Consider the following 23,829-nt stretch of genomic DNA (forward strand, 5'->3'; position numbering starts at 1 on the left):
GCCATGAAGACCCTCATCAGCAACGCCACCTTGGTGGACGGAACCGGAGCGGACCGCCGCCCCGCGGACGTCCTGCTCGACGGTGCGGTAATTGCCGTGATCGCCGACGCCAGCAGCCTCACCGAAGCGGGAACAGACGCAGACCGCATCATCGATGCCGCGGGCCTGGTCCTGAGCCCGGGGTTCATCGACATGCACGCGCACTCGGACCTGCAACTGCTGGTCAACCGCGACCACTACGCCAAGCTCAGCCAAGGCGTCACGACGGAACTGCTCGGGCAGGACGGGCTCTCCTACGCGCCCGTTGACGATGCCACACTCGCCGGAGTCCGGGAGAAGATCGCAGGTTGGAACGACAACCCAGCGGACTTCGACTGGGATTGGCGGACCGTGGGCGAGTACCTGGACCGGCTGGATGCGCCGGAAGCCAACGCGGACGGCAGCACCGGGCGCATTGCCACCAACGCCGCCTACCTCGTCCCGCAAGGAACTGTCCGGGCCATGGTGATGGGCTTCGCGGAAGGCGATCCCACCCCGGAGCAGCAGCAGCACATGCAGGACGTCATCCGCACGGCGATGGAGGAAGGCGCCGTGGGCATGAGCTCCGGCCTGACCTACACGCCCGGAATGTACGCGCAGACCGAGGAACTCGCAGGCCTGTGCCGAGTTGTTGGTGAACTGGGCGGGTTCTACGCTCCGCACCACCGTTCCTACGGCAAGGGCGCACTCGATGCCTACGCAGAGATGATCGGGCTCAGCCGTGAGACGGGATGCGCCCTCCACTTGTCCCACGCCACCATGAACTTCGCCGAAAACAAGGGCCGTGCCGGGGAACTCCTGGACCTCATCGATGAGGCGCTGGAGCAAGGCGTGGACATCACCCTGGACACCTACCCCTACCTCCCCGGTGCCACCACGCTGAGTGCGATCCTGCCGAGTTGGGCGTCGTCCGGCGGAACGGAGGCCACCCTGGACCGCCTGGCCGACCCCGGCGAACGGGCGAAAATCAGGGAAGCCGTGGAGATCTACGGTTCCGATGGCTGCCACGGCGTGGTCGCAGAATGGGAGACCCTGGAGATCAGCGGTGTCCAGAATCCCGCGCTCGCAGGCTACGTGGGCAAGACCATCAAGGACATCGCCGCGGAGACCGGGGAAGAACCGTTCGACGTGTTCGCCCGGATCCTCACCGAGGACCGCCTGGGCACCGGCATCCTGCAGCACGTGGGCCACGAGGAAAACGTGCAGGCCATCATGAAGCATCGCACCCACACCGGCGGCAGCGATGGATTGTTGGTCGGGGCCAAGCCGCACCCGCGCGCGTGGGGTACGTTCCCGCGCTACCTCGGCCACTACTCCCGGGACCTCGGACTGCTCAGTCTCGAAGAGACTGTCCACCACCTCAGTGGCCGGCCGGCCGCGCGACTCAAGCTCCACAACAGGGGACTGGTCCGCGAGGGGTTCGCCGCCGACGTCGTACTTTTCGATCCGGAAACCATCCGCGATACCGCCACTTTCGAGAATCCCCGCCAAGCCGCCAGCGGCATCGAGTATGTGTTCGTCAACGGCACGGCAGCGATCGACGGCGGCGAACCCACCGGCGCGCGCGCCGGCCGCGCCCTCCGCAGGCAGGGTGACGGCCTCACCAGGGAAGCCGCTACCAACCAGGAAAGAAGCCAATGACCCCCGAAGAATTCGTCCAGCAGCTCGAAGCCGACCGTACCCTCGCGGTGGTCCGGGCACCCTCCATCACGGACGCCGCGGACCTCTGCCGGGCATTGGCCCAGGGCGGCATCCGCAGCGTCGAACTGACCTTCACCACGCCGGATGCGCTCAAGCACGTACAGCGCGCGGCGGAAACCGCAGCGGAGCACGGTGCCGCCGTCGGAATCGGCACGGTGATGACTGGCGACCAAGCCCGCGCAGCCATCGACGCCGGGGCGCAGTTCCTTGTAACCCCCGGACTGCGGCCCGAGGTCGCTGCCGTTGCCGCGGCGGCGGGGATCCCGTTCAGCCTCGGGGCCATGACCCCCACGGAGGTGGCGCAGGCGCTGGACCTCGGCTCCGCCGCCGTCAAGATTTTCCCCGCCCGGCAGCTCGGCCCGGCGTACCTGAAGGACCTGCAGGGACCGTACCCGGGCATCCGGCTGCTTCCTTCCGGAGGCATCGACGCCTCCAACGCCAAGAGCTACCTCGACGCCGGTGCTGCCGCAGTCTGCTGCGGCACCAGCGTGGTCCCGCCCGCAGCCGTTGCTGCAGGCGACTGGGCTGACATCGCGGCACGAGCCGCCGCCTTCACCGGCACCCTCAAGTAGGACCCACCTAGAAAGTAACGTCCATGAATGAATTCCTCGACTGGCTGCGGCACGATACCGTCGGCCTGCTCCTCCTGGCAGGCGCCGGCATCGCGCTCCTGCTGTTCCTGATCATCAAGGTCAAGCTCGAACCGTTCATCGCCCTGGTGGGAACGGGTGTGCTGGTGGCCTTGGTGGGCGGGATCTCGGTGGAAGCCTTGGTGGGATCGGCCACCAAGAGCAGCGACGCCCTCATTGAAAAGGGCTTCGCGGGCATCCTTGGCCACATCACAGTGATCATCGGCCTTGGTACGGTGCTCGGCGCGATCCTGGAACGGTCCGGTGGCGCCGAAGTGCTGCTCAGCAGGCTCGTGAAGATCTTCGGCGAGAAGGGCACGCCGCTTGCCATGGGCATCACCGGCTTCGTGCTGGGTATCCCGGTGTTCTTTGATATCGGCATTTTCGTGCTGGCACCGCTGGTGTACGTAGCGGCGATCCGTGGCGGAAAGTCACTGGCCCTCTACGCGCTTCCTTTGCTCGCAGGCTTGTCCGTGACGCACGCCTTCCTGCCTCCGCACCCGGGACCCGTCGCAGCTGCCGGTTTGTTCCACGTGGACCTTGGCTGGATCATCCTCATGGGCCTCATCTGCGGCATCCCGGCCTGGTTCGCTTCCGGTATTTTGTGGGGCACCTGGATCGGCAAGCGCGTCATGGTGACTGTGCCCGAGGACCGGATTGTGGAAGAGGCTGAATCGTCCCGCGGCCACGAGCCCTCCATTGGCTTGGTGCTCCTGGCTATTGGCCTGCCGATGATCCTCATCCTCGGTGGCACGTTCGGCAACATCTTTGCCCCGGCCGGACCGTTCCGCGACGCCCTCCAGTTCTTCGGCAACCCGGCCATTGCCTTGACCGTGGCCGTGCTGCTGGCCATGTGGCTCCTGGGTATCCGCCGTGGCATGACCGCAGCCGAGCTCAGCGAAATCACCGGCTCCTCGCTGCGTCCCGTGGGCATGATCCTGCTGGTCGTCGGTGCGGGTGCGTTCTTCGGTGCAGTCCTCTCAGCGACCGGTGTTGGCAAAGCCGTGGCTGACTCGCTGTCCCAGGCCGGCTTGCCGATCATCCTCTCCGCCTTCGTAATCAGTGCCGGCATGCGCATCGCCCAGGGCTCGGCCACCGTAGCGATCGTGACCACGGGTGGCATCCTCGCCCCGAGCCTGGCATCCGGGTACTCCCAGCCGCAGTTGGCTTTGATCGTGGTGGCCATTTCCTCGGGCTCGATCATTGCCAGCCACGTCAATGACGGCGGTTTCTGGATCATCTCCAAGTACTTCAACATGTCTGTCAAGGACACCCTGAAGACGTGGACCGTACTTGAGACCGTCCTGTCCTTGGTGGGCTTCGGCATGGCGGCCCTGCTGTACACGTTCGTGAGGTGACGCTGCTCCGCTGAGGTGAGTACCGCCGTCGTGCCCTTTTGCCCGGTGGGGAGGCTGCCGCGCCCGAGGTGGGTTCCCGCCGTCGTGCCTTTTTGCCGCGGCGCGTGCCGCCACCACCCACTTTGACTGCCAAACGGCCCCGACATGCCTGTCCAAAGGCGTGTCGGGGCCGTTGTGGCTTCAAAGAAGGTCGTGGCGGTACAGGCCAGCGACGGCTGCGGGCGGCCGGTGTGCTTAAACAAAAGCTCCGGAGTGCGTTATTGGGGGATACGCACTCCGGAGCAGCCTTTGAGGCAGGGGCTCTCGCTCACCTGCAGTAAATACTCTACGACGCGTTGGCCTCCATTGCCACCATGTCGAATTAGTACTTTCGCTTTAGTTTTTCGAGGCACTTTCGGGCCGTTTTTTCTGCGGCACAATCAGTACCGGACGCCTTTGGTGATGGCTCAACCAGGCCGCAACGGAACCGTTCAATGCCTCGGAAATCCGGTGCCCCAGGCCAGGTTCCGGCGTGCCGACAATGATCATCGACGCCTTGATGTCCTCGGCGAGCCGTCCAAGGGCGCGGGCAGGATCGCCGGCCAACAACCGCAGCGTCCAATCGGCCGAACCTCCGTCCATGGCATCGGCGATGGCCTTCCCCAAATCGTCCCGGACGGCTGCCACGTCCTCGTCGTCCTTGTCCGGATGCAGGGACATCCGGTGGGTCTCGCGGGAGGGGTCCCACTCCACGAGGTAGCTGGCCTCGTCCACGTACGCGCACACCAACGGCACCCCGAGTTGTTCGGCGAGGGTCCGGGCGGTCTGCAGGACCTCCACATGCTGGTCCGGTAAAACGCCGACCACCAAGGGAATGCGCCCGCTGAAATTTTCCGCAGCCATACCTTATTGTTGCGCCGGGGGAGGGGCTTGAACAGGCTGTTTGGTTCCCAACTGGGTCGCAGTTAAGCGCGTTTTGAGGGCTCTAAACGCGCACTACTGCGACTCAGTTGGGTCTGGCGGGAGTGGGTGGGGCGGAGTTGGTTGAGGGACTCGGCTTGTTCCACGTCAGGCGCACCGTGAAGTTGGATCCGGTGCTGGCCGCAGCAATGAATGCACCCGCTTCCGCATGCAGGTCGATGCCGAATTCCACGCTGAGTTCGTCCGGCCGGTTTTCCAGGCTCAGCAACTCGTCGATCACGCCCTGGACCGCCGGCCGGACGTGTTCCAGCGCCCGTTGGAACGTCTGTTGGGCCCTGGCGAACACCCCCGAATGCTCCGCGGAGTGGTCGCCACCCCGTGTGACCAGGCTCCCGGCAGAGCTCGCCACCTCCACAACCACGGTGCCGCCGTCGTCCGTTGCAAACTCAACCAAGCGCGTCATGGTGCTGTCCTCTCCGACGATGCTGCCCGCAGGCGGCGTGCTGTCACCAGGTATCCGATGCCCACCGCTGCCAGAATGACCAGTTGAACCAGGACAAAGTAGGCGTGCGTCCGGTACCACGCCTCCATGAAGACCCCTTTGTCCTGGAACCATACGAGCGGAATGGACACCGTGGCGAGCAGCAACAGCCAGCCGAGGACACGATCGTGTTGCGAACGCAGCGCCAGGACCCCCGCCCAGAGTCCCAGCACGGCCACCGCGAGGCTTCCGATGATGGTGGTGGCTTCCACTGTGTAGTTCAGGCCGGACAAGCCAAAGACTCCGTGCGCCGTCACCAGGCAAGCCATGACCGTGCGGCCCAGGACGGAGCGGTCGGGCAAGCCTGCCACCGCGAGCATCAGGTACCCAAACGGCGCGATCAGTCCGTACACCACCCGCAGTAAACCTTCGCCGCCGGCTTCGTACGAGTAGGTTTCGTCGATCCAGATGAAGTTGATGGCATAACCCGCCCCCACGACGCCAGCCACCAGCAGCGACGCCGCGCCCCAGGCCAGCGGGATCCAGTCGGGCGGTTTGGCGTTGCCTGCCGTGGCTTGGGTTTGCGCTTGGCTTGCAGTGGGAGCAGCGTACGACGGCGGTGCCTGGCTTGGTTGCTCGCGGCGGCCGGTGGGTGTGGCCGGGTTGCTTGGGGCCGTGTTTGGACCGGCGTGGGTGCGTTGGCGCTGCGGCTGCTCGACTGCTTGATGAGGTGGTTGCTCGGCCCCTTGGTGTGGCTGTTGCTCGATGAGGGGGATGGGGCTGCTGGTGACGCGCGGCTGCGCTGGCTCCGCGCCGGGAACTGTGCCTGAAGCCGGGGCGTTCTGGGTGCTTGTTTCGCTGGCCCGGCGCTCTCCGGCTGGTCGTTCGCTGCCTGGCCGCCGGGTGGGTTCCGGCGGTGGGTCGAAGGCCGTGTAGGACCCGTGGTGTTCCTCAGCTTGGTCCGACTGCGGGGGATCGACCGGTGTGGGCTCGGGTGGCTTCGCCTTCTCGATCTCTTCTCTGGCAGCCGAGGCCAGGCCATCGGGGTCCGCCTGGTCCGGGTCAAGCGTGGCCAGTTCCCGCGAGACGTCCAGCACTGTTTCCCACGCGTCCAACGACGAGTGATAACGGAGCTCACCCTGCAGGTCGGCGATGCGTTGGCGTCGCTCGCAATCCTTCTTCCGGGCGGTGGCGTCAGGGTAGGCGGGATCGTCCTGCACGCGGGCAAAACCGTCCGCCGCGCCCAACCAGTCGCCGGCTTCCTCGGCCGCAACGGCGTCACGGTAGGCGCGGGACATCTCCAAACGTTCCTGGGCTGCGCTCCGAAGCATGGGTGCGTCCCGGTATCCAGGCTCCAGCGTCAGGAGGTCGGTGAACAGCTCAATGGCCTGCTCGTACCGCCGCGCCCGCAGCTCGGCCGATGCCTGGACATAGAGGGCCCGGAGCTGCGCGCGCTTCATGGCCAGCTCCGCGTTGCCTTGCGCCGCGCGGGCGGTGCCTGTGTCGCTGGCCGGCCCCACGGCGTAGGCGGCTTGCCCGCCCTGGGCGACAACCGCCGTCGTGCTTTGCTCGAGTGCCGGGACGTTGCCGCCCGAGGTGCGTCCCGGCGTCGTGGTCTCCCGCTTGACCGCCGCGCGCGGTGGGCCCTTCAGCGTGAACAGTTGCGTGGACCCGCCCCGGACGTAGAGGGCGGGGGTGACCCATTCGAGGGTGCCGTCCGGGCTGGCCATGACCGAGATGCGGCCGACGCGCGCGGCCTCGTCCACGGTACGGCCGTTGGCGATGGCGGCGTAGAAACCGTGCGCGAAGGCGATGGCCGCGGTGTCGCTGATGGCGAACTGCATGGCGGCAACCGCGCCGATCCCGCTCCTGACCAGGGCCGATGCGGTACCGGAGAAGAGATCGGCTTGGCCCATTTCGCCGGACGAGCACGAGTTGAGGACCACCAGCCGTGGGCGGGGCGAGGCGACGCTCAGGAGGGCCATGAGCCGGACGGTGCGGACCATGGCGGCCCGGCCGTCGGGGCCTACCAAGGCGATGCGGCCTTCGTCGGTGCGGGAGTCGTAGTCGCCGTGCCCCACGAAGTGGACTACGTGCCAAGGGCCGGCGAGGAGCAGCGACTGGACGTCGTCCCACGTGCCCGTCTTCGACCAGACCAGCTCCACGCGGCCTTCATCAACGGGCCCTGCCAGTGCCCGGCTCAGGTGGTCCTTCTCGGTTTGGATGTCCAAGGCCGGAAGGTCGCGCGGGGAGGCGACGATGCCGAGGATCCGCAGCGGGGGTGCGACGTCGAGAGGGTTGAGGTTGTAGTCGGGAGCGGGGACGTGCCGCAGCAGGGGCTCGGTCTGGCAGAGGTAGGTCTCGGTTTCGGGATCAAAGAGGGTCTCCCACGGCATCATCGCGAGCTCGGGTGCCGAGAGCCTCAGCACTACGCGGAGTTGTTGGCCAGCGTGCTGCGCAGCGCCGAGGCTGGCCCGATAGGTGCCGTAAACCTCGCGGGTGAAGAGTGCCTGGAAGAGTTCCTGGCCCACCTCGCGGACGGCGACCTCAGCCACCGGGAGGGTTCGCCTGGCCGCGACGGCCGAGGCAAGGACGGTGGCTTCGAGCTGCGGGAGCCGGTCCTGGATGCTGTCCACGTCCAGCGTGAAGGTGCCGGACGCGTGTCCTCCCGCCGGCGCACGGACCACGTGCACCGTATATTCTCCGCGTGCAGAGCCGGTAACGATCTCCAGCTCGATGTCACAGTCCATCGCGGGATCCCTCTGTGGTTCTTACGTACAGATTGGCCCTTGTTCCGTGTCCCTTACAAGGGGTTGATCTCTGCTCTTGAAGGGGAATCTGCCTCGGCCTACGGTTAATCCGTGGCCTCGGGGCCTCTCATCCGAAGGAAGGCGGCGTGCGATGGAAATCTTCATGTGGTGGCTCGATCTTCATCTGGACAGCAAGGAATGGCTGCGCGAAAACCTGCGCTCCGAGGAACTGCCGCTCCAGGTCCTGCAGCACATCGCGGAGGCCGGCGGACCGCATCAGGACGACCTCAGCGGTGGGCTGACCGAGGCGGACTGGGACTTCATCGAGACGCAGTCGGAGTTTGTGGACTGACCAGGTCTTATCTACTGGGCAGTTTTATGACAAGGTGTCATCAAACAATTTGGCTCCGCCCCTCACAGCCTTGGGAGTTTCCATGACCGCCCTGTCCGAAGATCTCAAGTCGTACACTGCTGCGGCACACCAGAATGCCGAAGAATCCTCCTTCGTGGCCGAGTTGCTGGCCGGGCGGCTCGGCAGTCGGGATGTCGGCAGGCTTTTACTGCAGAACCTTGTGATCTACAGAGCCTTGGAATCGGCGCTCGCCTCAGCCTCGGATGGGAGGCTGCGCGCCTTCCACGATCCCGCCTTGGAGCGCGTGCCGGCGCTTGAACGCGACTTGTCCGTGCATTTTGGCCGGGATTGGGAGAGCCGACCGGCCGTGGGTGACCTGCACGTCACACGGGCGGCTCGGGCTTACGCGGATGAGCTCACGGCTGCGGGCGGCCAAGCCACCGCCTATTTGTTGGCGCACCACTACGTTCGCTATCTCGGAGACCTGTCGGGTGGCCAGATCATCTCGACGCTGGTGCAACGGCACTACGGGATGTCGCCGGATGGTCTGAGCTTCTATTCATTTGATGGCCTCGGCAAGCTCAAAACCTACAAGGACGCTTACCGGCTCCGCCTGGACGGCCTTCAGTTGACCCCGGAGGAGCGGTCCGACGTATTGGCACATGCCTTTACTGCTTTCGAAACCAATCGTCGGGTCTTTGCTGACCTGATGGAATCCAAGGACGACGTCCACTCCTAGGCACGGCTATCCCTCCGCCGGGGTCCAACCCAAGGCGGGGCCCAGCTTCTCAGCGATATCCGTGAGGATCTGTACGTAGTCCTCGTGCTCGAAGCTGAAAGGAAGAGCGAACGCCACCTCGTCCACTTCCTGGAACCCCTTGTGCGCGTACAGTTGCTCGGCAATCTGATCGCTGGTGCCGATGAGGTCTTGGGCGAACATCACCCGCTTGGGGCCTTGCGGAGTCTTGGTGCGGGGCGTGCGTTCGTCGACGTAGCGCTGGTACTTTTCCCTCTGTGCGTTCGACGCGGAATCGGTAGGGATCACCACCAGACCCTGCGAAACCCTCGCCGCTTGCCCGGCCGGTGCCGCCTCGCGGAAAGCCCTGATCTGGCTTTGCTGGATCTGGGCGAAGTCCGGGTCCTGGCCTTCCTCCGGAAAAATGACACTGCTGGAGAGCAGGTTGAAGCCGTTCGTCCCCGCCCAGACGGCCGACTTGAGGCTGGCGGCGCCATACCAAAGTCGATCCCGCAGACCGGGGGAGTGTGGTTCCACGCGGTTGGAGAACTCCTCCACCACACCCTGCTTGCCGGAAAACTCGCGCACCTTTTCGCCCGCCACCAGCCTGGCAAGGCGTTCCACGCGGGCGTAGCTGAAGTCTTCAGTGTCCGCAGAGTCCGGGTACAGCTCGTGCTTCAAGGTGTCGTAGTTCATCGGTTCACCCACGCTGACGCCGGGATTGATGCGGCCGCCGCTCAGCAGGTCCACCGTGGCAAGGTCCTCCGCCAGGCGCAGGGGATTCTCCCAACCCAGCGGAGTCACCGCCGTGCCCAGCTCAATCCGTGCGGTGCGCTGGCTCGCGGCCGCCATCACTGCCACCGGGGACGAAATCCCGAACTGCAAATGCCGGTGCCGCAGCCAAGCACTGTCGAAACCCAGGCGCTCGCCGAGTTCGATGATCTCCAACGTGGACCGGTGCCCTGCCGCCGGATCCGCGGGGTCGAACAGGCCGATGGTGAGGAAGCCAAGCTTGCGGAGCGGACGGTCGGGGGTGGGCATGCGGGTTCCTTCACGATGGGGGCGGCGGCTACTGCCCAGAATAGGCGCCCGTTTAGATCACGACGGCGGGAGGTTACCTTTTGTGATGAGTCGCCGCTGTTTCATGTGCACGGTGAGCGTCTCTGAAGTGAAGAAGGAGCTAGGCAGGCTAGCGGTGATACTGGCGTTGGCTGTTGGTTACGGCATTTCGACCCGGTCGCTGCAGAACGTGCTCGTGTGCATGCCTACTGTATTGCAGCAACTGGCAAAGTAGGTCCATGGTTACCTCGATCCGGCGAACGCGTATCCCTTATTTAGTGGCCGTTGCCGCGGTGCTTCTGGTGGGAGCTTTTGCCGCCATCCGGCTTTGGAGCGTCCACCAAGAGACTTCGGACTGGGTATTCGCGCCGAAAGAGGTGCCATCGAAAGTTCAATTTGCCGGGAGGGAGTACAACTGCGGTCCTGATCCGAGGCCCACGAAGTACGACATCGGATTGTTGTCTTCGCAGGGCCTGACAGCCGGAGGTGGAGTGATCTTCGCGCAGGAGCCGTCGTCGAGTGCCAGGGTGTTTATCGTCGTGCGAACGAGCGAGGGTGTGTTCGGTTGCGATCTCATGGGCGGTCCGTAGCCGACCTGGGCGCTTGTTCTCCCACACGCACGAGATCGTACCCAAGGGCGCTCGATTGTTAAATCCTGATGAGGTTGGTGACGCACCGCCGGTCAAGGACAAGGCAGGCTCATGCGTCAGGCGTACTCGGGGCGTCCGCCCACTCGGTAGGTGAGGCCCACGATTCCGCTCCCAAAAACGCGAGAGTCCGTCAGCTGGAGCCTGAAATCGAGCCCGCTGTGGGGGAAGACGCGTTCGCCTTCTCCGACGATGACGGGAAACTGGACCAGATTCAGTTCGTCGACCAGTTCGTTCTCGAGCAGCCATCGTGCGAGCGAGACGCTGCCAACCACGAGAAGCTCGCCGCCGGGCCGAGCCTTGATTTCTTTCACCCGGTTGGGAAGGTCGTCGGGGATCACGGTCGTCTGCTCCCAGCTTGGTTCAGTCAGCGTGGTCGAGACGACGTACTTGGGCTTTGAGCTGATTGCCTCACCAAAGCCGCCGTCGTCGTTGCGCGCACCCCAGTACGTTTCGAACAGTCCGTAGGTCTTCCGTCCGAGGAGGAACGCGTCCGGGCGCCTCCAGGTGTCGAGGATGTACTGAACGGCTTCAGCATCGTTGAGGGGAATTGCCCAGCCGCCGCGAGTGAATCCGGGATCCATTTCCTCATTGTTGCCGCCGTTGGCTTGGGCGACACCGTCGAGGGTGACCTGCAGGCTGACGGTGAGTTTCATGACCCGTTCCTCTCTGGCGGCAAGATGGTCACAAACTAACAGCGAGGGCAGACATGCGGAACCCCTGGGCAGTGTCTGGGGCGACAAGGCGCATGTGGGTGTCAGGTGCCTTCGAAACTGAAGGGTTAGGAGCCGTTGCGGAGGCTTCAAGTGCCCAACGAACGACGCAACTGTAGATTGACTCTTAGACAGATGGCGCAGGTTAGTGCTCGCGTTGGTTGCCTGTCCATGTTCGGAAAGGAGTCTTCGGCCATGTCGGAAATTCCCGTCCGTCGTGTCATCCGGCTTTTCCCTGATTACGGATATAAATGGCCGCTTTGGGAAAACAACACTGTCGAGCATCCAACCAAATACACAATGGAGCCTGCCGACTATGGGCTTTCACGGAATCTCACGAACCGGCTTCGAGCTTGGTATGACACGTGGGAAGCCGAAAGAGTCTATCTGAGCGGTTGGAGTTCGCGTGATAAGGAGAGAACCTGGATAGCGCAGGGCGCCAGTATCGCAGAACAACTCCGCTACGAAGTCAGAGCTTTCGCAGACGTGGAATATGAGCCGTAGCCGCCACGACTACTGCCAAGACACGATTGTTCTTGAATGGCCTTCTACTTCGTCAGGTACAGGATCCCTCGCGGGACATTTGCGCCGGGAACGCAGCCCGGATTTACAGGTTCCTTCGTTTGGTTCATAGTCGAGGCATGAGAGCGGCAGGCATTCTTCCTGAGGACGCCCCAGATCCCCGTGCCACATGGGCCAAGAACCTGAAACTCATGCCCATTCCGGTGATGGGGCTTACGCCCCAACCTTCGTTGGAGGACACGGACTCCGTGGGGGTGACCAATGGCTGGGATGATCATGGATACAGTGAAATGACCGTAAGCATCACTTACACGCTATGGCGAAACCCGGATGATCACGAAGATCCGGTAAACCTCGCAGACCTCGACGAGAAGACTCGCAGATCGATCGAGGAAGTTCCTCCTTGGCCGCGCCCCCCTTGGCTGATCGAGCAAGTGGAGCGACTACGCTACCCGCAACTATGGGACGCCGTGCGCACCACCTGGCACCGCGCTCCATCCGAGCACTCATCGGTTCAACGGCTGCTGACTGATCACATCAACCACATCCTCATGAACCAGTACCGGCAAGAGCTCTGGCCGGGAAGCAACCCTTGGGACCATCACCCACCCCCGATAACCAGCCGGATGGTCAACAGCCACGTAAGCACCTTCATCAACGGAATCAGCGTGCCCGGTGCAGAGATCGACACGGACCCGTTCGTCTACGGCATCGGAGCCCAACTGGCAACCGGCGGCGTCGTGACCGCCGTTCTTCCACGCGCTGAACTCAAGAGCATCCAAGTCCACTTCACAACCCGCGCCGGCACACCCCAGCGTCCGTAAGATGATCCTTCACCGTGCTTGGAGCTTTGGGGGTCGCCGTCGGGTAGAGAACCTGAGATGCGAGTCTGGATCCGGGCTTCTCATATTTTGCAGGAACTCTGCCAGCCGGCGCTTTTCCGGAAGGTTCTAGCCAAATGTGCGGGATGTGAGATGGAATTTGAAACTGTCGGCAGAGTCGGGATCGCCGAGCCAATAGGTGAGCGAACGTTCTGAGCCGCGCTTGGAGACGGACAAGGGAAATATTGACACATGCTGTGACTTGTCTGCCCTCAGTCTGACGTCCGTGAACTTCTTGGAAGTGATGTCCTTCTCGATCGACCACTCGCCAGAGTACGTTTCAAGCCTTTCCCAGTCGAGCTTCTCTGAGGAGGGCCAGTCGCTGAACGTTCCTTCGGGCACGCCGGACCACTCAAACATGCCGTCAGCGGAGAGCTTCAAAACTGTGGCGTGGCCTTTCTTAGGCTTCGATGTCCACCCGCCGACAATGTCAGAAGCGTCTACTTCGTCGGGGAACTCCAACAATCCGCACGCACTTACCGTGGCGGCGAGAACTGCGCCGGCCACGCTATTGAGCACCGCCCGGCGGGTCACTCGGGATCCATACAGACTAGTCGCGGCCGGAACGGCCATGCCAATGTCCATTGATCTTTGTCTCTCTTCGGGGCCGACAAGCATCCTCCACCGGACGCTGGCCACATTATGCCTCAAGGGTAGCCACGAGCTCGATCTCAAAGCCCTCGGAGTTGATGAGATAACCCGCATAATGATCAGCGCCACCAGCATGTGGGTACTTGTCCTGGAACAGCTGCCTCCACCCCCAAGTAACGCCCTCCACTACAAGCGCGTCAACGTCTTTCTGACTTCCCGCGAGGAACGCCAAGTGGTTGAGGCCTGGTGCCGTGCGGTCATGTTCTGGGCCGCTCAAGGCTGGTGACTGTTCGACCACGATGTAGGTGGAGCCAAGTCGCCAACTTACGCCTGAATCCCATTTTTGGTAAACGGAGTAGCCCAAGCGGGACATGATCCATCCCCATTCCTCCTCGGCGCGGTCGAGGTCCGGGACCCACAGCTCTACATGGTGCAGGGCACCCTTGATAGGGGTATTCACGAATGTGAGTCTTTCATGCTTGATCACAGCTGCCCGTAAGCCGGTCCCCCACCTACTGCCGTCCTGTGCGGCGGCCGCTTGGCCTTTGCGATGGGCACTCCTGCCCATCGTGGTGACAAGTCCGCGCTGGTAGTTTGGCCCTATTCGTTCAGTCCTATTTGGGGAGAGACTATGAAGCGTCGAAACACCATTGCCAGTATTACTGCAGCTACCGCGGTTGCCGTCGGAGGCCTCGCGGTTGCGGCGCCGGCGCAGGCTGCGGGCTACTCATACCTTTACCCGACAGATTTCAGCACCCAGTCCGCGTGTAACACGAAGCGCCTGACGATGAACTCCTCCTGGACCCGTGCGAGTCAGTGCTTCATCATGACCGATACCGGGAAAGTCGTGTGGAAGTTCTCTGTCACTGTGCGCGGATAGCTTCACGCTCCATTCGCTGGCAGCGCCTCGCGCCAGGACCAAGACAACGCAGAGTGCCCCCATCCAAAGGATGGGGGCACTTCCGTGTATCAATCCATAAGCCAACAAACCGCCGGGCGTGAGCCGCCTACGCGCACTTGGCCACCGGGACCACCACATGGGTGCCGGTGTCCGTCGTCGTGAATTCCCTGACCTCCGCGGTGGGCGCGACGGTTTCCGCCACCGCCCGCTGCTTGGCGCGCATGCGGAGAATCGCGATGCTGGAAATCAGGAACCAGGCAATGTTGGTGACAACAGAGGGCCACGCGCCATGAAGCAAGCCGTTAAGAATGAACGCGCAGGCGCCGAACAGGTTCACGGCCTGGAAGCTGATTCCCGGCTTCAGCCAACCCATGGAAACTGACATGAAAGCACCAAGCATCGCCGCCGCACCGGTCCATCCAACAACTTCCCACAGCATTTCCATTTCAGTCCTTTCACGAGTTGGCGCCAGCCGAGCGGCAAGCGGATTTTTGGTGTGGTGTGGGCCAACAGAAGTGGCCCTGAGATAGATCTTGCTGGAGATAATTGTTTAGTTCAATTGCATTTATCTGAAGCCGGTATTTAGGATCTCTTAACATGGAAATGGACCCGCGCCGAATCCTCGTTTTGCTCGCCGTCGCCCGCACAGGAGGGGTCCTCGCGGCGGCCGACGAACTGCGGATTACGCCCTCGGCCGTGTCCCAGCAGCTGAGCAAACTCGAGAGCGAAGCAGGCCAAGCTCTCCTGGTCCGGACGCCGAAAGGATCAGTGCTCACGCCCGCGGGTCTCGCCATGGCCGAAGCCGGCGAAGAGATTGAAAGGGCGTTGAATGTTGCCCGGACCCGTATGGAAGGCGAGGCCAAGGTGGCCGGTGTTGTCCGGCTGGGTGGCTTCACCAGCTTCATGCGGACAGTAGTGATACCGCGGATCCCCGAATGGCGCAGCATGTACCCGCAGTTGACGATCGAAATCGTCGAGGACAGCTTCCCGCCCTTGATGCGGTTGTTCCGGCAACGCCAACTCGACGCCGTGGTGGTGGAAAAGGACTCGACGGCGGCAGAGCAGCAGCCGCTGGCATCGGGAATGGTGGAGGAACCCCTGCTTGACGAACCCTGGAAACTGGTGGTTCCGGCAGGGTCGTTGCTGGCCACGGAAAGCATCGACCTTAGCCGGTTGCCGTTGCCCTGGCTGGGGGTCGAGCCGTCTGCGGCCAACATCGCGGTGCTCGGCCGGCTGCGTCATTCAACAGGCGTCCGCATAGAGACGGTCCACCAATACGCAGATACGCTGACTGCGCTCGCCTTGGTCGCGGCCGGTGAGGGTGTAGCCATTGTGCCTACGCTCGCGCTGACCGGCGTGATCCAGGACCAGGTGGATGTCCTGGATGTTCCCGGCCTGGGGACCAGGCATATCGCCTTGCGGCGGTTTGAGCGGCGAAGGCCCACCAGCTTGCCCGTCGACACGCTCGCCCGGCTTCTGAGGGAATCGGCGGCGGCGTTCGATACGCGATGGGGCTCATGAAAAGGTCCGGCTCATGAAAATGGTCCCGCCACTGTGACAGCGACGGGACCACCTCAGGGCTGGAAGTTAGTTCAGCGCAGGAGTGTCCTTGGGGATGACCCCTGAGCCGTAGAGGTCGGAGGCCAGGTCCTGCAAGGCACGCAGGGCAACCCGCTGCGTGAACGGACCATAGGAAACCCGGGCCACACCGAGTTCCTGGAGTTCGGCTGCGGGCAGGGCGCCGGGGGCACCGATGACCGAGAGCTTGCCGTGTCCGAGGCCGGCAACCAACGGCTCGATGACCTCGCGAGTCAGCGCGCCGGGCACGAAAACCAGCGAAGCGCCGGCGTCGAGGAAGGCGCGGCCACGCGCGATGGCGTCTTCGATGCTCTCCTGGATCGGGCGGTCGCCACCCTTGGCGATCGCGTCGGTGCGGGCGTTCAGCTGGAAGGCGATGCCTTCGTCGTCGGCGGCCTTGATGATGGCCTGCACGCGGGCTACTGCCTCGTCGAAAGGCCGCAAGCGGTCCTCGACGTTGGCGCCCACGACTCCGATGCCGATCGCCCGGCGGATGGTTTCGGCAGGGTCTTCGTAGCCGTCGTCGAGGTCTGCCGTGACCGGCAGGTCCACTGCCTTGACGATCCGCTCCACTCCGCTGAGCGCCACGTCCAGGGGCATGGTTCCGTCGGCGTAACCGTAGGCCGCTGCGATGGAGTGGCCAGCCGTAGCGATTGCCTTGGTTTCGGGCAGTGCTGCAACCGTGGTGGCACTGACGGCGTCCCACACATTGACGACACTCAGGATTTCGGGTGCCTCGTGCAGGGCCTTCAGCTGTTGCGCGAGTGCGGTGGTGTTTGCTTCGGTCATGGTTTTCCTCCGTCGTTTGATGTTGTGGAGTGAATCGCACCTTCCAAACCACAGCCTAGGCGCAGCAGCCCAGCCGAACCCAAAGCCGGCCAGTCTTACAACGCCACGTCCATCGCCAACGGCAGGTCAGCACTGGACGTTCCGGCATGTATCCGGAACGTACCGGGCTCAAGGCTCCACGATCCGGAGCCCTCGTCCCAGTGCTCGAACAGGCGACGCGGAACAGGCACGGTCACGGTCTCCTCCGCTCCAGGCCCCTGCTCGGAGACTGCCGCCCCTGCGAACCAGAGGGCAGGCCGGACGACGCCGGTCGTCTCCCGCGAGACGTACACCTGGACCACCTGGCGGGATTCCCGGCCGCCAACGTTGCCCAGCGTTACCGCCACGTCCACCCCCGCGGCGTGTTTCTCTATGGACATCGCCGAAAGGTCCCAGGCGCTGTAACCCAGGCCGTGGCCAAACGGATACGCCGGCGCGGTTCCAACTCGGGCGTGGGCACGGTAACCGATGTCCAGCCCTTCGCTGTAGACAACGTCGCCATCGTGCGGCCGCGGTGACGGCAGGTTCTGTTCATCGGCCGGGAAAGTGACGGGCAACCTGCCCCCGGGCTCGGCTGCACCAGTGAGGACGTCGGCCAGCGCCCACCCCATCTCCTGGCCACCGAACCATGAAAGGAGCACCGCATCCACGTGCGTCCGCCACGGCAGGAGGACCGGCGCGCCGGAACTGACCACCACCACTGTCTGAGGGGCGACGGCGGCAACGGCGGCCACGAGGTCGTCTTGCCGACCAGGCAGTGCAAGGGTGGACCGATCGAAACCTTCGGCTTCGTCTTCGGAGCTGGTGCCGACGAAAACCAAGGCCACGTCAGCGCCGCGGGCAACCTCAACGGCCTCCCTGATCAGCGCATCGGGATCCGGGGCTGCCGTTTCGAAGCCCAGCCGGAGGGAAGCCACGGTCTTCTGTACCGGCGTGTACGTGAAGACGATATCCAGCGGTCGTTCCGGGGTCATCGAAAGCTGGATAAGGCCCTGGGGCGGCAGGGACATTCCCACCACGGCGTCGGAATTAATGGGTACCAATTCGTCGTCCAAGCGCGTGACTCCGTCAACGGTCACATGGGCGTAGCCGGATCCGGCCGCCGCGAACACGTAATCGCCCGCTGCGTCCACGCTGAGGCGGGTACTGGCGCGGATGGCCGTGACGGCATCTTCGGGGACACCCTCCGGATAGCCCATGCCATACGTCAGGGTGTCGCAGCGGTGACGGCGTTCGCTTCCCAGGACCGCACTTTCAGCGTCGAGGAAATCGATCAGAACCACTCCGGGGCCACCGGGTGCGCTGCCGTTCGCGGCTGAGAGGGTTTTCACGAGTGTGTAAGGACGGACCCCTTCGGCGTACTGGATTTCCGCATCGGGAAGGGCGGCCTTCACTGCTTCCAGCGGCGGGACTGCAGCGGGTGCAACCACGGCCGCGCTGCCTCCGCCGTTGGTTCGTGGTGTCACGGCGCCAGGACCGATCACGGCGATCTTTCCAACACTCGGAGGCAAGGGCAGGACTTCTCCCTCATTCCGCAGGAGGACCATACCCTTGGTCCCCGCATCCCGCAGCTTCCGGCCAACGCCGAGTGCTTCCGCGAGCGGGGGAGTTGGCAGGGTTTCGCGGTCCACCAGGGGACCGATGCCCTGGAGCGCGCCCACCCGCGCAGCCAGCCTCAGCAGGCGGAGCACTTTGCCGTCGATCAAGGCTTCGGGGACACGCCCTTCACGGACAGCGTCCAGAAGACCATCGGCCCACGCCGTCTTGGGACCGGGCATCGCCAGGTCGGTGCCGCCGCGCGCGCTGGATGCGGCATCCACGTTCCGGATTGCTCCCCAATCCGAGACCACCAGGCCATCGAAACCCCACTCCCGCTCCAGGACCTCAGTGATCAGCTCCGACTGGATGGCCGGTGTTCCGTTCACCTTGTTGTAGGAGGACATGACGCCCAGGCCGCCGGCCTCTACAATCGCTTCGAAGGGCCTCAGATACGCCTCGCGAAGCACCTGTTTGGACACGACGGAGTTGGAGTTCGTGCGGTCGGTTTCGGCCTCGTTGGCTATGAAGTGCTTGGCCGTGGTGGCTGCCCCCTCCGACTGGATGCCTGCCACCATGGCCGCCCCCATGCTGGCCGTGAGCTGGGGGTCCTCGCTGAAGGCTTCGAAGTGGCGGCCGCCGTAGGGTGTGCGCTGCAGATTGACTACCGGCCCCAGGACAACGTCCACACCTTTTCGCCGGCCCTCAGCACCGATGACGGATCCCATGGAACGGGCAAGTTCGGGATCGAAACTGGCGGCAATGGCCGTTGCTGAGGGGATGTTGATGGAGGTCCCGGTCTCGGTCCACCGGACGCCCCGGATTCCGACGGTTCCATCGGACAGGATCAGGGAGCGGAGCCCGATCGATTCCTCGGCGTACGTGCTCCAGTGGTCCTTGCCGGACAGCAACCTGACTTTGGCTTCCAGATCCAGGGAAGCCAGTCGCTTGCGGAGTTCGTCCTCAAGACGTTCAGGGACCGACGAGGGAATTGCAGACATGCGGTGAGCCTTTCGCAATATGCCGCCGACTACCTGCCCGATAACCCATCAGGTGGTGCCGGCTGCATCAAGATCGGTGGGGTTCGCGATGCCTTGACCGCTGCGAGCAGGCCCACCGAACGGATTGCGTCTGCCTACGTTCGTCCCGCAAATTTACAACAACTGCCGGCAAAGGCCAACTACGGTCCGGTGGTCACGCGCTTGGTTTGCCAGGCAAGGAACCCGGCCAGCACCAGCACACCGGCGCTCGCCAGGAACGTGCTTTCAAAGCCGAACGAGTCAAACAAGACACCCCCGAGCGTGGACCCGAGCGCGATGCAGGTCTGCACCACGGCCACCATGAGTCCGCCGCCCTGTTCGGCGTTGTGGGGCATGGCTTGCGCCACCCAACTCCACCACCCCACAGGCGCCGACGTCCCCAGCAGCCCCCACACGCCTAGGAGAACCACGACGACGGCGAAGACCGCACCGAACGGGACCAGGGCCGCCGCAATGAGTGCCATGACGGCCGGAATCACCGTAAGGGTCCGGTACAGCCAGGCGCCCAGGAAACGGCCAATGAGCGCGGTGCCCGCGAAGCCGGACACCCCAAGGACGAGGAGGACCAGCGATACGGATGTCACGTCCGCCCCTGTCACGGTTTCCAGGAAGGGCCGGACGTAGGTGAACAGGATGAACTGCCCCATGAAGAAGGCGCCGCAGGCGGCCATTCCCCAGGCGACGGCGGGCTGGCGGAACGCGGTGAAGATGGCGAAGATGCTGCGCACCTTTGGTGCCCGCGACGAAAACCCAGGGTCCGACGTCGGGCCTGTTGCCGCCGTCGGGCTGGTCGCCAACGGTGCCGCTAAGGACGGCAGCGAAAACCAGAGCCACGCCAGGCACACGACGGACACCGGAACCAGGCAGAAAAAGGCGCCGCGCCAGCCGATCAGTGAGCCAAGGTAACTGCCCAGCGGTGCCGCCAGCACGGTGGCCAGGGCGTTGCCGCCGTTGACGATGGCCAGGGCACGGGGAACCCGTGGTGCGGGAACCAGGCGGATGGCGGTGGCCGCGGACATGGACCAGAAGCCGCCGATCACGACGCCGATGAAGGCGCGACCCACCATGAACGGCAGGTATCCCGGCGCCAGGGCGATCAGGGCCCCTGAAACACCCATCAACGCGGTCAAAGCGAGAAGCAACGTCCGCCGGTTCATGGTTCCGGTCAGCGTGGAAATGGACAAGCTGGTGAGGACGGCGAACAGTCCCGATATTGCGATGCCCTGGCCCACCAAGCCTTCCGAGACCTGAAGGTCCTGGGCCATGGGGGTGAGCAGGCTGACGGGCATGAACTCGGACGCCACCAGGGCAAAGGCCCCGAAGGACATGGCGTACACCCCGGCCCAGCGGGCAACGGGATGGGCGCTGACCTCGCGGTGCGTGGCAGCAACAGTCTCTGGCATGGATTGGCCTCCCTAACGAACAACTGGGAGTTATCCGATCACGAGCGGAACGCCTGGTGGGAGGCCCGGTCTATACGGGTTCCAGCAGAACCTCTCACAACAAACGCGCGGGGTCGTAACGTGTTGACCATGGACAATCGATCGGAGGTGCGGGAATTCCTGATGTCCCGCCGCGCGCGAATCACCCCTGAGCAGGCAGGCATCGAATCGTTCGGCGCCCGTCGCCGTGTTTCCGGCCTGCGCCGCGACGAGGTGGCACGCGTGGCCGGAGTGAGCGTGGACTACTACACACGCTTGGAGCGGGGAAACCTGTCCGGAGTATCTGACAGCGTGCTGGACGCAATCGCCGGGGCGCTGCAGTTGGACCGTGCCGAACAGGACCACCTGTACGACCTTGCCCGCACAGCCAACCGAGGCAACCGGACCAAGGCCAAGAAGGCGGGCCCCACCCTGGACCCCGCGTTGCAGTACTTCCTGGACGCCATCACCGGTGCCCCGGCCCTCATCGCGAACAACCGCATGGACGTGGTGGCGGCGAATGCCCTGGGCTACGCCATGTATTACGACCTCTTCCGCAGCACGGCCGGGCCGGCGAACCACTCCCGGTTCATTTTCCTGGATCCGCGCGGACAGGACTTCTACCCCGATTGGGAACGGGCCAAGAACACCAACGTGGAGATCCTGCGCCGGCAGGCCGGACGTTTCCCGCACGACAAGGGCATTGCCGAATTGGTGGGGGAGCTGTCCATGCGGAGCGATGAGTTCCGTACGCTCTGGGCAGCGCACAACGTTCGGCGGCACCGCTCGGGCATGAAGAATTTCCACCACTCGGTGGTGGGGGCTTTGGAGCTCACCTACCAACAGTTGGAGCTCGATGAAGACACAGGCCTCCACATCACCGTGTACCCCGCCGTTCCCGGAAGTTCCAGCGAAGAGGCGTTGAAGCTCCTCGCGTCCTGGGCGGCGACAGAAAACGTGGTTGAGAAGGTGGCTGCGGGCGCTCGCTGAGGCCTCCTGCTTGCAGCCCGCCGCGTCATGTTCGGCCCATCCGAGGGAAGGCTTTAAGCTGGTCCGTTGGATGGGGGCGTTGATGCTGGATCTGGTGAGTTTGAAGTTGGCGTTGGCAATCGTGACGTTGACGTTGTGCGTACTGTTTTTGGGGTCCTATCGGCGGACCCGATCCCTGTACAGCGCCTGCTGGTGCGTTGCGCTGGGCTGCTGGCTGGTGGGCAACGCCGCCTACTGGTTGAAAGGCACTGACTGGACCTGGGCGGCGAATCCTTTCGGAAATGCGCTGTTGGTAGCGGGCGCTTTCGGTGTGTGGGCTGGGTTCCGTTCCCTTCGGGGGTTGAGGGCTCCGTTATGGCCCTTCCTTGTTGCTCCAGGGGCCACGGCCTTTGCTTCGTTCCTGGAAACAAGCACGGACGGAGTCTGGCCCGGCGGCCTGGTCTACTTCGTTTCGATGGCAGTGGGGATGGCCCTGGCCGTCCGGGAACTGGCGATGCTGAAATCTCCGGCGTCCCAGGCGCACCGGCCGTTGTTGGTTGTCGCAGCCATCCTGGTGGGCTATTTCGGATGCCGGGCCGTGGTGTACCTGGTGGATGGGCCCACCAGCGAAATACTCAGCTCGTTCTTCAGCCCGGCCATCACGTGCATGCTGCTGCTCATGTTGCTGGTGTTGGTCTCCTTCAGCATGACCGTGCTCAGCAACGACCAACTCATCACCGCACTCAACGAACGGGCCAGCCGGGACGGTATGACCGGGCTCCTGAACCGTGAGGCGTTCATGGAGTTGGCAGGACGCGAGCTTGCTGCCGCGCAGCGGACAGGTGCGGTGGCCGCCGTCGTTCTGGCCGACCTCGACCACTTCAAGACCATCAACGACACGCACGGCCATTCCGCCGGTGACGCCGCAATCCGGGCGTTCGCCGCGGCCTGCGAAGGGTCAGTGCGCCGGACGGATTTGGTGGCCAGATACGGCGGCGAAGAATTCGTGATCCTGCTGCCGGGTGCCGACGAGGTTGCGGCGGGAGCCATCACCGCGGAAATCAGCCGCCGCCTGGCCGCTGCTCCGGCGCCGGACGGACTGAGCTTTCCTACGGTCAGCTACGGCATCGCGTCGACCCCCTGTTCCGGGCCGTCGCTGGAGGACCTGATCCAGACGGCGGACGAGGCCCTCTACCAGGCCAAGGCGGCGGGGCGGAACCGGGCGTTCAATGTGGCTGGTCAGGTGGCGGCGGGGGTAGTGTCCGATCCTGCAATGGGAGGACAAAACGCTAGGACCGGCGTGATCCGAGGTTCTGTGTGATGGCTTTGGATGCTGTGATGAGCAGTTGTCCGATGGAGTCGGTTCTGTTGATGATGCGCGAGGTGGGCGCAGAGACGTTGAGTACTCCCGCAATGTGGCCCATGCGGTCGCGGACCGGGGCGGCAATGGACGTGAGCCCGATTTCGACCTCCTCGGACGCTACGGAGTAGCCCCTTGCGCGCTCAAGGTGAACCCTCTGTAGGAGCGAAGCCAGGTCTTTGGGTGCGCCGGGAGCCGATGTTGGGATCTCAAGGTCGGCGAGCGTGAGCGTTTCGATATGTTCTTCATCGAAGTCGAACATCAGAGCCCGCCCTGAAGCTGTGCAGTGCATGGGGGATCGGCGGCCTACCCATCCACCGGCACGTAGAGACTGCTGCGATTCCTCGCGGAGCACCGTAAGGGATCGGTTTCCTTCTTGGACGGACAGGAGAGCGACTTCTCCGGTTTTCGCCACCAAGGCCTGAAGCGCTGGGCGTGTGGCCAGAACCAGCGGGTAATTGCCGGCCCCCGTGGAGAGAATGCGGAGGTTCCATCCCAGCCGGTAGGTCCGTCGATCGGGGTCTTGCTCAACCAGTCCGCTATGTGAGAGTGCCTTAAGCATCCGGGATACCTGGCTGCGTTCCCTGCCAACTGCGCGGGCCAACTCGCTGACTGAGTGTTCACCTCCAGCCTGCCCAGGGTTTTCAAAAGCCAACAGCAGCGCCGCTACGCGTTCCGCCGCACTGTCACCCATGACCACATCCCTTCAACTTGTTGCTCCAGCAACAACGGCCAATTCATCAAATCGTGGCCTATTCAGGCCCAAGAGGAAAGTCCAGTTGCTCGTGTAGCAACATGCTTAAGGAAACCTGTTTTCCGGGCCTTACCTTCGATGCA

Annotated in this window: 23 protein-coding genes; 11 read left to right on the forward strand and 12 right to left on the reverse strand. The window is 63.8% G+C overall.

All coding sequences use genetic code 11. The features are described from left to right. The first annotated feature begins 3 nt into the window (after positions 1-3). From ACIPY3_RS08845 to ACIPY3_RS08855, 3 genes are read left to right on the forward strand one after another with little or no spacing between them, the layout of a single operon-like run. On the forward strand, positions 4-1,680 hold the full coding sequence (locus ACIPY3_RS08845) for an amidohydrolase family protein (protein ID WP_400332688.1): 1,677 nt from the start codon (positions 4-6) through the stop codon (positions 1,678-1,680). Continuing rightward, positions 1,677-2,312: a bifunctional 4-hydroxy-2-oxoglutarate aldolase/2-dehydro-3-deoxy-phosphogluconate aldolase gene (locus tag ACIPY3_RS08850; protein ID WP_400332690.1), complete on the forward strand. Its 636-nt coding sequence runs from the start codon at positions 1,677-1,679 to the stop codon at positions 2,310-2,312. The genes ACIPY3_RS08845 and ACIPY3_RS08850 overlap by 4 nt, the downstream gene beginning before the upstream one ends. A gap of 23 nt (positions 2,313-2,335) precedes the next feature. Beyond that, entirely contained in the window at positions 2,336-3,727 is a 1,392-nt protein-coding gene (locus tag ACIPY3_RS08855; RefSeq protein ID WP_400332693.1) for a GntP family permease, read from the forward strand. A 375-nt stretch (positions 3,728-4,102) separates the two neighbouring features. Here ACIPY3_RS08855 and ACIPY3_RS08860 read toward each other — a convergent pair whose 3' ends face one another. The 3 genes from ACIPY3_RS08860 to ACIPY3_RS08870 form a co-directional block, all read right to left on the reverse strand. Beyond that, a complete protein-coding gene (locus ACIPY3_RS08860) occupies positions 4,103-4,609 on the reverse strand; it encodes a universal stress protein (RefSeq protein ID WP_400332695.1) in 507 nt (168 codons plus the stop codon). 103 nt (positions 4,610-4,712) lie between these two features. Then, positions 4,713-5,090 (reverse strand): CU044_2847 family protein, encoded by a 378-nt coding sequence (locus tag ACIPY3_RS08865; RefSeq protein ID WP_400332698.1) that lies wholly within the window; start codon positions 5,088-5,090, stop codon positions 4,713-4,715. Beyond that, a complete protein-coding gene (locus ACIPY3_RS08870; protein ID WP_400332701.1) occupies positions 5,087-7,858 on the reverse strand; it encodes a CHAT domain-containing protein in 2,772 nt (923 codons plus the stop codon). Before ACIPY3_RS08870 ends, ACIPY3_RS08865 begins: the two co-directional genes overlap by 4 nt. 151 nt (positions 7,859-8,009) lie before the next feature. On the opposite strand from ACIPY3_RS08870, the gene ACIPY3_RS08875 reads away from it, so the two are divergent. Then, on the forward strand, positions 8,010-8,210 hold the full coding sequence (locus ACIPY3_RS08875) for a hypothetical protein (protein ID WP_397325127.1): 201 nt from the start codon (positions 8,010-8,012) through the stop codon (positions 8,208-8,210). 82 nt (positions 8,211-8,292) lie between these two features. Beyond that, positions 8,293-8,949, forward strand: a complete 657-nt coding sequence (locus ACIPY3_RS08880) for a heme oxygenase (biliverdin-producing) (protein ID WP_400332703.1) — start codon at positions 8,293-8,295, stop codon at positions 8,947-8,949. 6 nt (positions 8,950-8,955) lie between these two features. On the opposite strand, the gene ACIPY3_RS08885 is transcribed toward ACIPY3_RS08880, so the two are convergent. Beyond that, complete coding sequence (locus tag ACIPY3_RS08885) at positions 8,956-9,987, reverse strand: LLM class flavin-dependent oxidoreductase (protein WP_400332706.1); 1,032 nt, start codon at positions 9,985-9,987, stop codon at positions 8,956-8,958. Positions 9,988-10,244: 257 nt separating this feature from the next. Between ACIPY3_RS08885 and ACIPY3_RS08890 the strand changes: the two genes are divergently transcribed. Then, the gene (locus tag ACIPY3_RS08890; protein ID WP_400332709.1) at positions 10,245-10,595 is read left to right on the forward strand and encodes a hypothetical protein; all 351 of its coding nucleotides are present in this window, start codon (positions 10,245-10,247) and stop codon (positions 10,593-10,595) included. A gap of 116 nt (positions 10,596-10,711) precedes the next feature. Here ACIPY3_RS08890 and ACIPY3_RS08895 read toward each other — a convergent pair whose 3' ends face one another. After that, entirely contained in the window at positions 10,712-11,308 is a 597-nt protein-coding gene (locus ACIPY3_RS08895) for a dihydrofolate reductase family protein (protein ID WP_400332712.1), read from the reverse strand. Positions 11,309-11,560: 252 nt separating this feature from the next. On the opposite strand from ACIPY3_RS08895, the gene ACIPY3_RS08900 reads away from it, so the two are divergent. Further along, positions 11,561-11,869, forward strand: coding sequence for a hypothetical protein (locus ACIPY3_RS08900; RefSeq protein ID WP_400332715.1), 309 nt, complete (start codon positions 11,561-11,563; stop codon positions 11,867-11,869). Between the two features lie 308 nt (positions 11,870-12,177). Then, on the forward strand, positions 12,178-12,711 hold the full coding sequence (locus tag ACIPY3_RS08905; RefSeq protein WP_400332717.1) for a hypothetical protein: 534 nt from the start codon (positions 12,178-12,180) through the stop codon (positions 12,709-12,711). A 126-nt stretch (positions 12,712-12,837) separates the two neighbouring features. Here the strand turns inward: ACIPY3_RS08905 and ACIPY3_RS08910 are convergent, their stop codons facing one another. From ACIPY3_RS08910 to ACIPY3_RS08920, 3 genes are all read right to left on the reverse strand, one after another. Next, on the reverse strand, positions 12,838-13,302 hold the full coding sequence (locus ACIPY3_RS08910; RefSeq protein WP_400332720.1) for a hypothetical protein: 465 nt from the start codon (positions 13,300-13,302) through the stop codon (positions 12,838-12,840). Positions 13,303-13,408: 106 nt separating this feature from the next. Continuing rightward, on the reverse strand, positions 13,409-13,819 hold the full coding sequence (locus ACIPY3_RS08915) for a VOC family protein (protein ID WP_400332723.1): 411 nt from the start codon (positions 13,817-13,819) through the stop codon (positions 13,409-13,411). Between the two features lie 547 nt (positions 13,820-14,366). Further along, positions 14,367-14,705: a hypothetical protein gene (locus ACIPY3_RS08920; protein ID WP_400332726.1), complete on the reverse strand. Its 339-nt coding sequence runs from the start codon at positions 14,703-14,705 to the stop codon at positions 14,367-14,369. Between the two features lie 152 nt (positions 14,706-14,857). Between ACIPY3_RS08920 and ACIPY3_RS08925 the strand changes: the two genes are divergently transcribed. Beyond that, the gene (locus ACIPY3_RS08925) at positions 14,858-15,781 is read left to right on the forward strand and encodes a LysR family transcriptional regulator (protein ID WP_400332728.1); all 924 of its coding nucleotides are present in this window, start codon (positions 14,858-14,860) and stop codon (positions 15,779-15,781) included. A 66-nt stretch (positions 15,782-15,847) separates the two neighbouring features. Here ACIPY3_RS08925 and ACIPY3_RS08930 read toward each other — a convergent pair whose 3' ends face one another. The 3 genes from ACIPY3_RS08930 to ACIPY3_RS08940 all read right to left on the reverse strand — a co-directional run bounded on the left by ACIPY3_RS08930 (position 15,848) and on the right by ACIPY3_RS08940 (position 20,645). Then, positions 15,848-16,627 carry an isocitrate lyase/phosphoenolpyruvate mutase family protein gene (locus tag ACIPY3_RS08930; protein ID WP_400332730.1) on the reverse strand — a complete coding sequence of 260 codons (780 nt, stop codon included), beginning with the start codon at positions 16,625-16,627 and terminating at the stop codon, positions 15,848-15,850. Positions 16,628-16,722: 95 nt separating this feature from the next. Next, the gene (locus tag ACIPY3_RS08935) at positions 16,723-19,203 is read right to left on the reverse strand and encodes a glycoside hydrolase family 3 C-terminal domain-containing protein (protein WP_400332733.1); all 2,481 of its coding nucleotides are present in this window, start codon (positions 19,201-19,203) and stop codon (positions 16,723-16,725) included. 179 nt (positions 19,204-19,382) lie between these two features. After that, positions 19,383-20,645 carry an MFS transporter gene (locus ACIPY3_RS08940; RefSeq protein ID WP_400332736.1) on the reverse strand — a complete coding sequence of 421 codons (1,263 nt, stop codon included), beginning with the start codon at positions 20,643-20,645 and terminating at the stop codon, positions 19,383-19,385. A 129-nt stretch (positions 20,646-20,774) separates the two neighbouring features. On the opposite strand from ACIPY3_RS08940, the gene ACIPY3_RS08945 reads away from it, so the two are divergent. After that, positions 20,775-21,653 (forward strand): helix-turn-helix transcriptional regulator, encoded by an 879-nt coding sequence (locus ACIPY3_RS08945; protein WP_400332738.1) that lies wholly within the window; start codon positions 20,775-20,777, stop codon positions 21,651-21,653. 94 nt (positions 21,654-21,747) lie between these two features. Beyond that, positions 21,748-22,953 carry a GGDEF domain-containing protein gene (locus tag ACIPY3_RS08950; RefSeq protein WP_400332741.1) on the forward strand — a complete coding sequence of 402 codons (1,206 nt, stop codon included), beginning with the start codon at positions 21,748-21,750 and terminating at the stop codon, positions 22,951-22,953. Here ACIPY3_RS08950 and ACIPY3_RS08955 read toward each other — a convergent pair. Next, positions 22,922-23,686, reverse strand: coding sequence for an IclR family transcriptional regulator (locus tag ACIPY3_RS08955; RefSeq protein ID WP_400332744.1), 765 nt, complete (start codon positions 23,684-23,686; stop codon positions 22,922-22,924). The genes ACIPY3_RS08950 and ACIPY3_RS08955 overlap by 32 nt on opposite strands. Positions 23,687-23,829: the final 143 nt, after the last annotated feature.

This window comes from Paenarthrobacter sp. NPDC089714, assembly GCF_044748905.1.
Taxonomy (GTDB): Bacteria; Actinomycetota; Actinomycetes; order Actinomycetales; family Micrococcaceae; genus Arthrobacter.

Bases quoted from the DNA above. Each gene is read 5' to 3' on its own strand.
- ACIPY3_RS08845 (WP_400332688.1), top strand. From the start codon at position 4: ATGAAGACCCTCATCAGCAACGCCACCTTGGTGGACGGAACCGGAGCG.
- ACIPY3_RS08850 (WP_400332690.1), top strand. From the start codon at position 1,677: ATGACCCCCGAAGAATTCGTCCAGCAGCTCGAAGCCGACCGTACCCTC.
- ACIPY3_RS08855 (WP_400332693.1), top strand. From the start codon at position 2,336: ATGAATGAATTCCTCGACTGGCTGCGGCACGATACCGTCGGCCTGCTC.
- ACIPY3_RS08860 (WP_400332695.1), bottom strand. From the start codon at position 4,609: ATGGCTGCGGAAAATTTCAGCGGGCGCATTCCCTTGGTGGTCGGCGTT.
- ACIPY3_RS08865 (WP_400332698.1), bottom strand. From the start codon at position 5,090: ATGACGCGCTTGGTTGAGTTTGCAACGGACGACGGCGGCACCGTGGTT.
- ACIPY3_RS08870 (WP_400332701.1), bottom strand. From the start codon at position 7,858: ATGGACTGTGACATCGAGCTGGAGATCGTTACCGGCTCTGCACGCGGA.
- ACIPY3_RS08875 (WP_397325127.1), top strand. From the start codon at position 8,010: ATGGAAATCTTCATGTGGTGGCTCGATCTTCATCTGGACAGCAAGGAA.
- ACIPY3_RS08880 (WP_400332703.1), top strand. From the start codon at position 8,293: ATGACCGCCCTGTCCGAAGATCTCAAGTCGTACACTGCTGCGGCACAC.
- ACIPY3_RS08885 (WP_400332706.1), bottom strand. From the start codon at position 9,987: ATGCCCACCCCCGACCGTCCGCTCCGCAAGCTTGGCTTCCTCACCATC.
- ACIPY3_RS08890 (WP_400332709.1), top strand. From the start codon at position 10,245: ATGGTTACCTCGATCCGGCGAACGCGTATCCCTTATTTAGTGGCCGTT.
- ACIPY3_RS08895 (WP_400332712.1), bottom strand. From the start codon at position 11,308: ATGAAACTCACCGTCAGCCTGCAGGTCACCCTCGACGGTGTCGCCCAA.
- ACIPY3_RS08900 (WP_400332715.1), top strand. From the start codon at position 11,561: ATGTCGGAAATTCCCGTCCGTCGTGTCATCCGGCTTTTCCCTGATTAC.
- ACIPY3_RS08905 (WP_400332717.1), top strand. From the start codon at position 12,178: ATGACCGTAAGCATCACTTACACGCTATGGCGAAACCCGGATGATCAC.
- ACIPY3_RS08920 (WP_400332726.1), bottom strand. From the start codon at position 14,705: ATGGAAATGCTGTGGGAAGTTGTTGGATGGACCGGTGCGGCGGCGATG.
- ACIPY3_RS08925 (WP_400332728.1), top strand. From the start codon at position 14,858: ATGGAAATGGACCCGCGCCGAATCCTCGTTTTGCTCGCCGTCGCCCGC.
- ACIPY3_RS08930 (WP_400332730.1), bottom strand. From the start codon at position 16,627: ATGACCGAAGCAAACACCACCGCACTCGCGCAACAGCTGAAGGCCCTG.
- ACIPY3_RS08935 (WP_400332733.1), bottom strand. From the start codon at position 19,203: ATGTCTGCAATTCCCTCGTCGGTCCCTGAACGTCTTGAGGACGAACTC.
- ACIPY3_RS08940 (WP_400332736.1), bottom strand. From the start codon at position 20,645: ATGCCAGAGACTGTTGCTGCCACGCACCGCGAGGTCAGCGCCCATCCC.
- ACIPY3_RS08945 (WP_400332738.1), top strand. From the start codon at position 20,775: ATGGACAATCGATCGGAGGTGCGGGAATTCCTGATGTCCCGCCGCGCG.
- ACIPY3_RS08955 (WP_400332744.1), bottom strand. From the start codon at position 23,686: ATGGGTGACAGTGCGGCGGAACGCGTAGCGGCGCTGCTGTTGGCTTTT.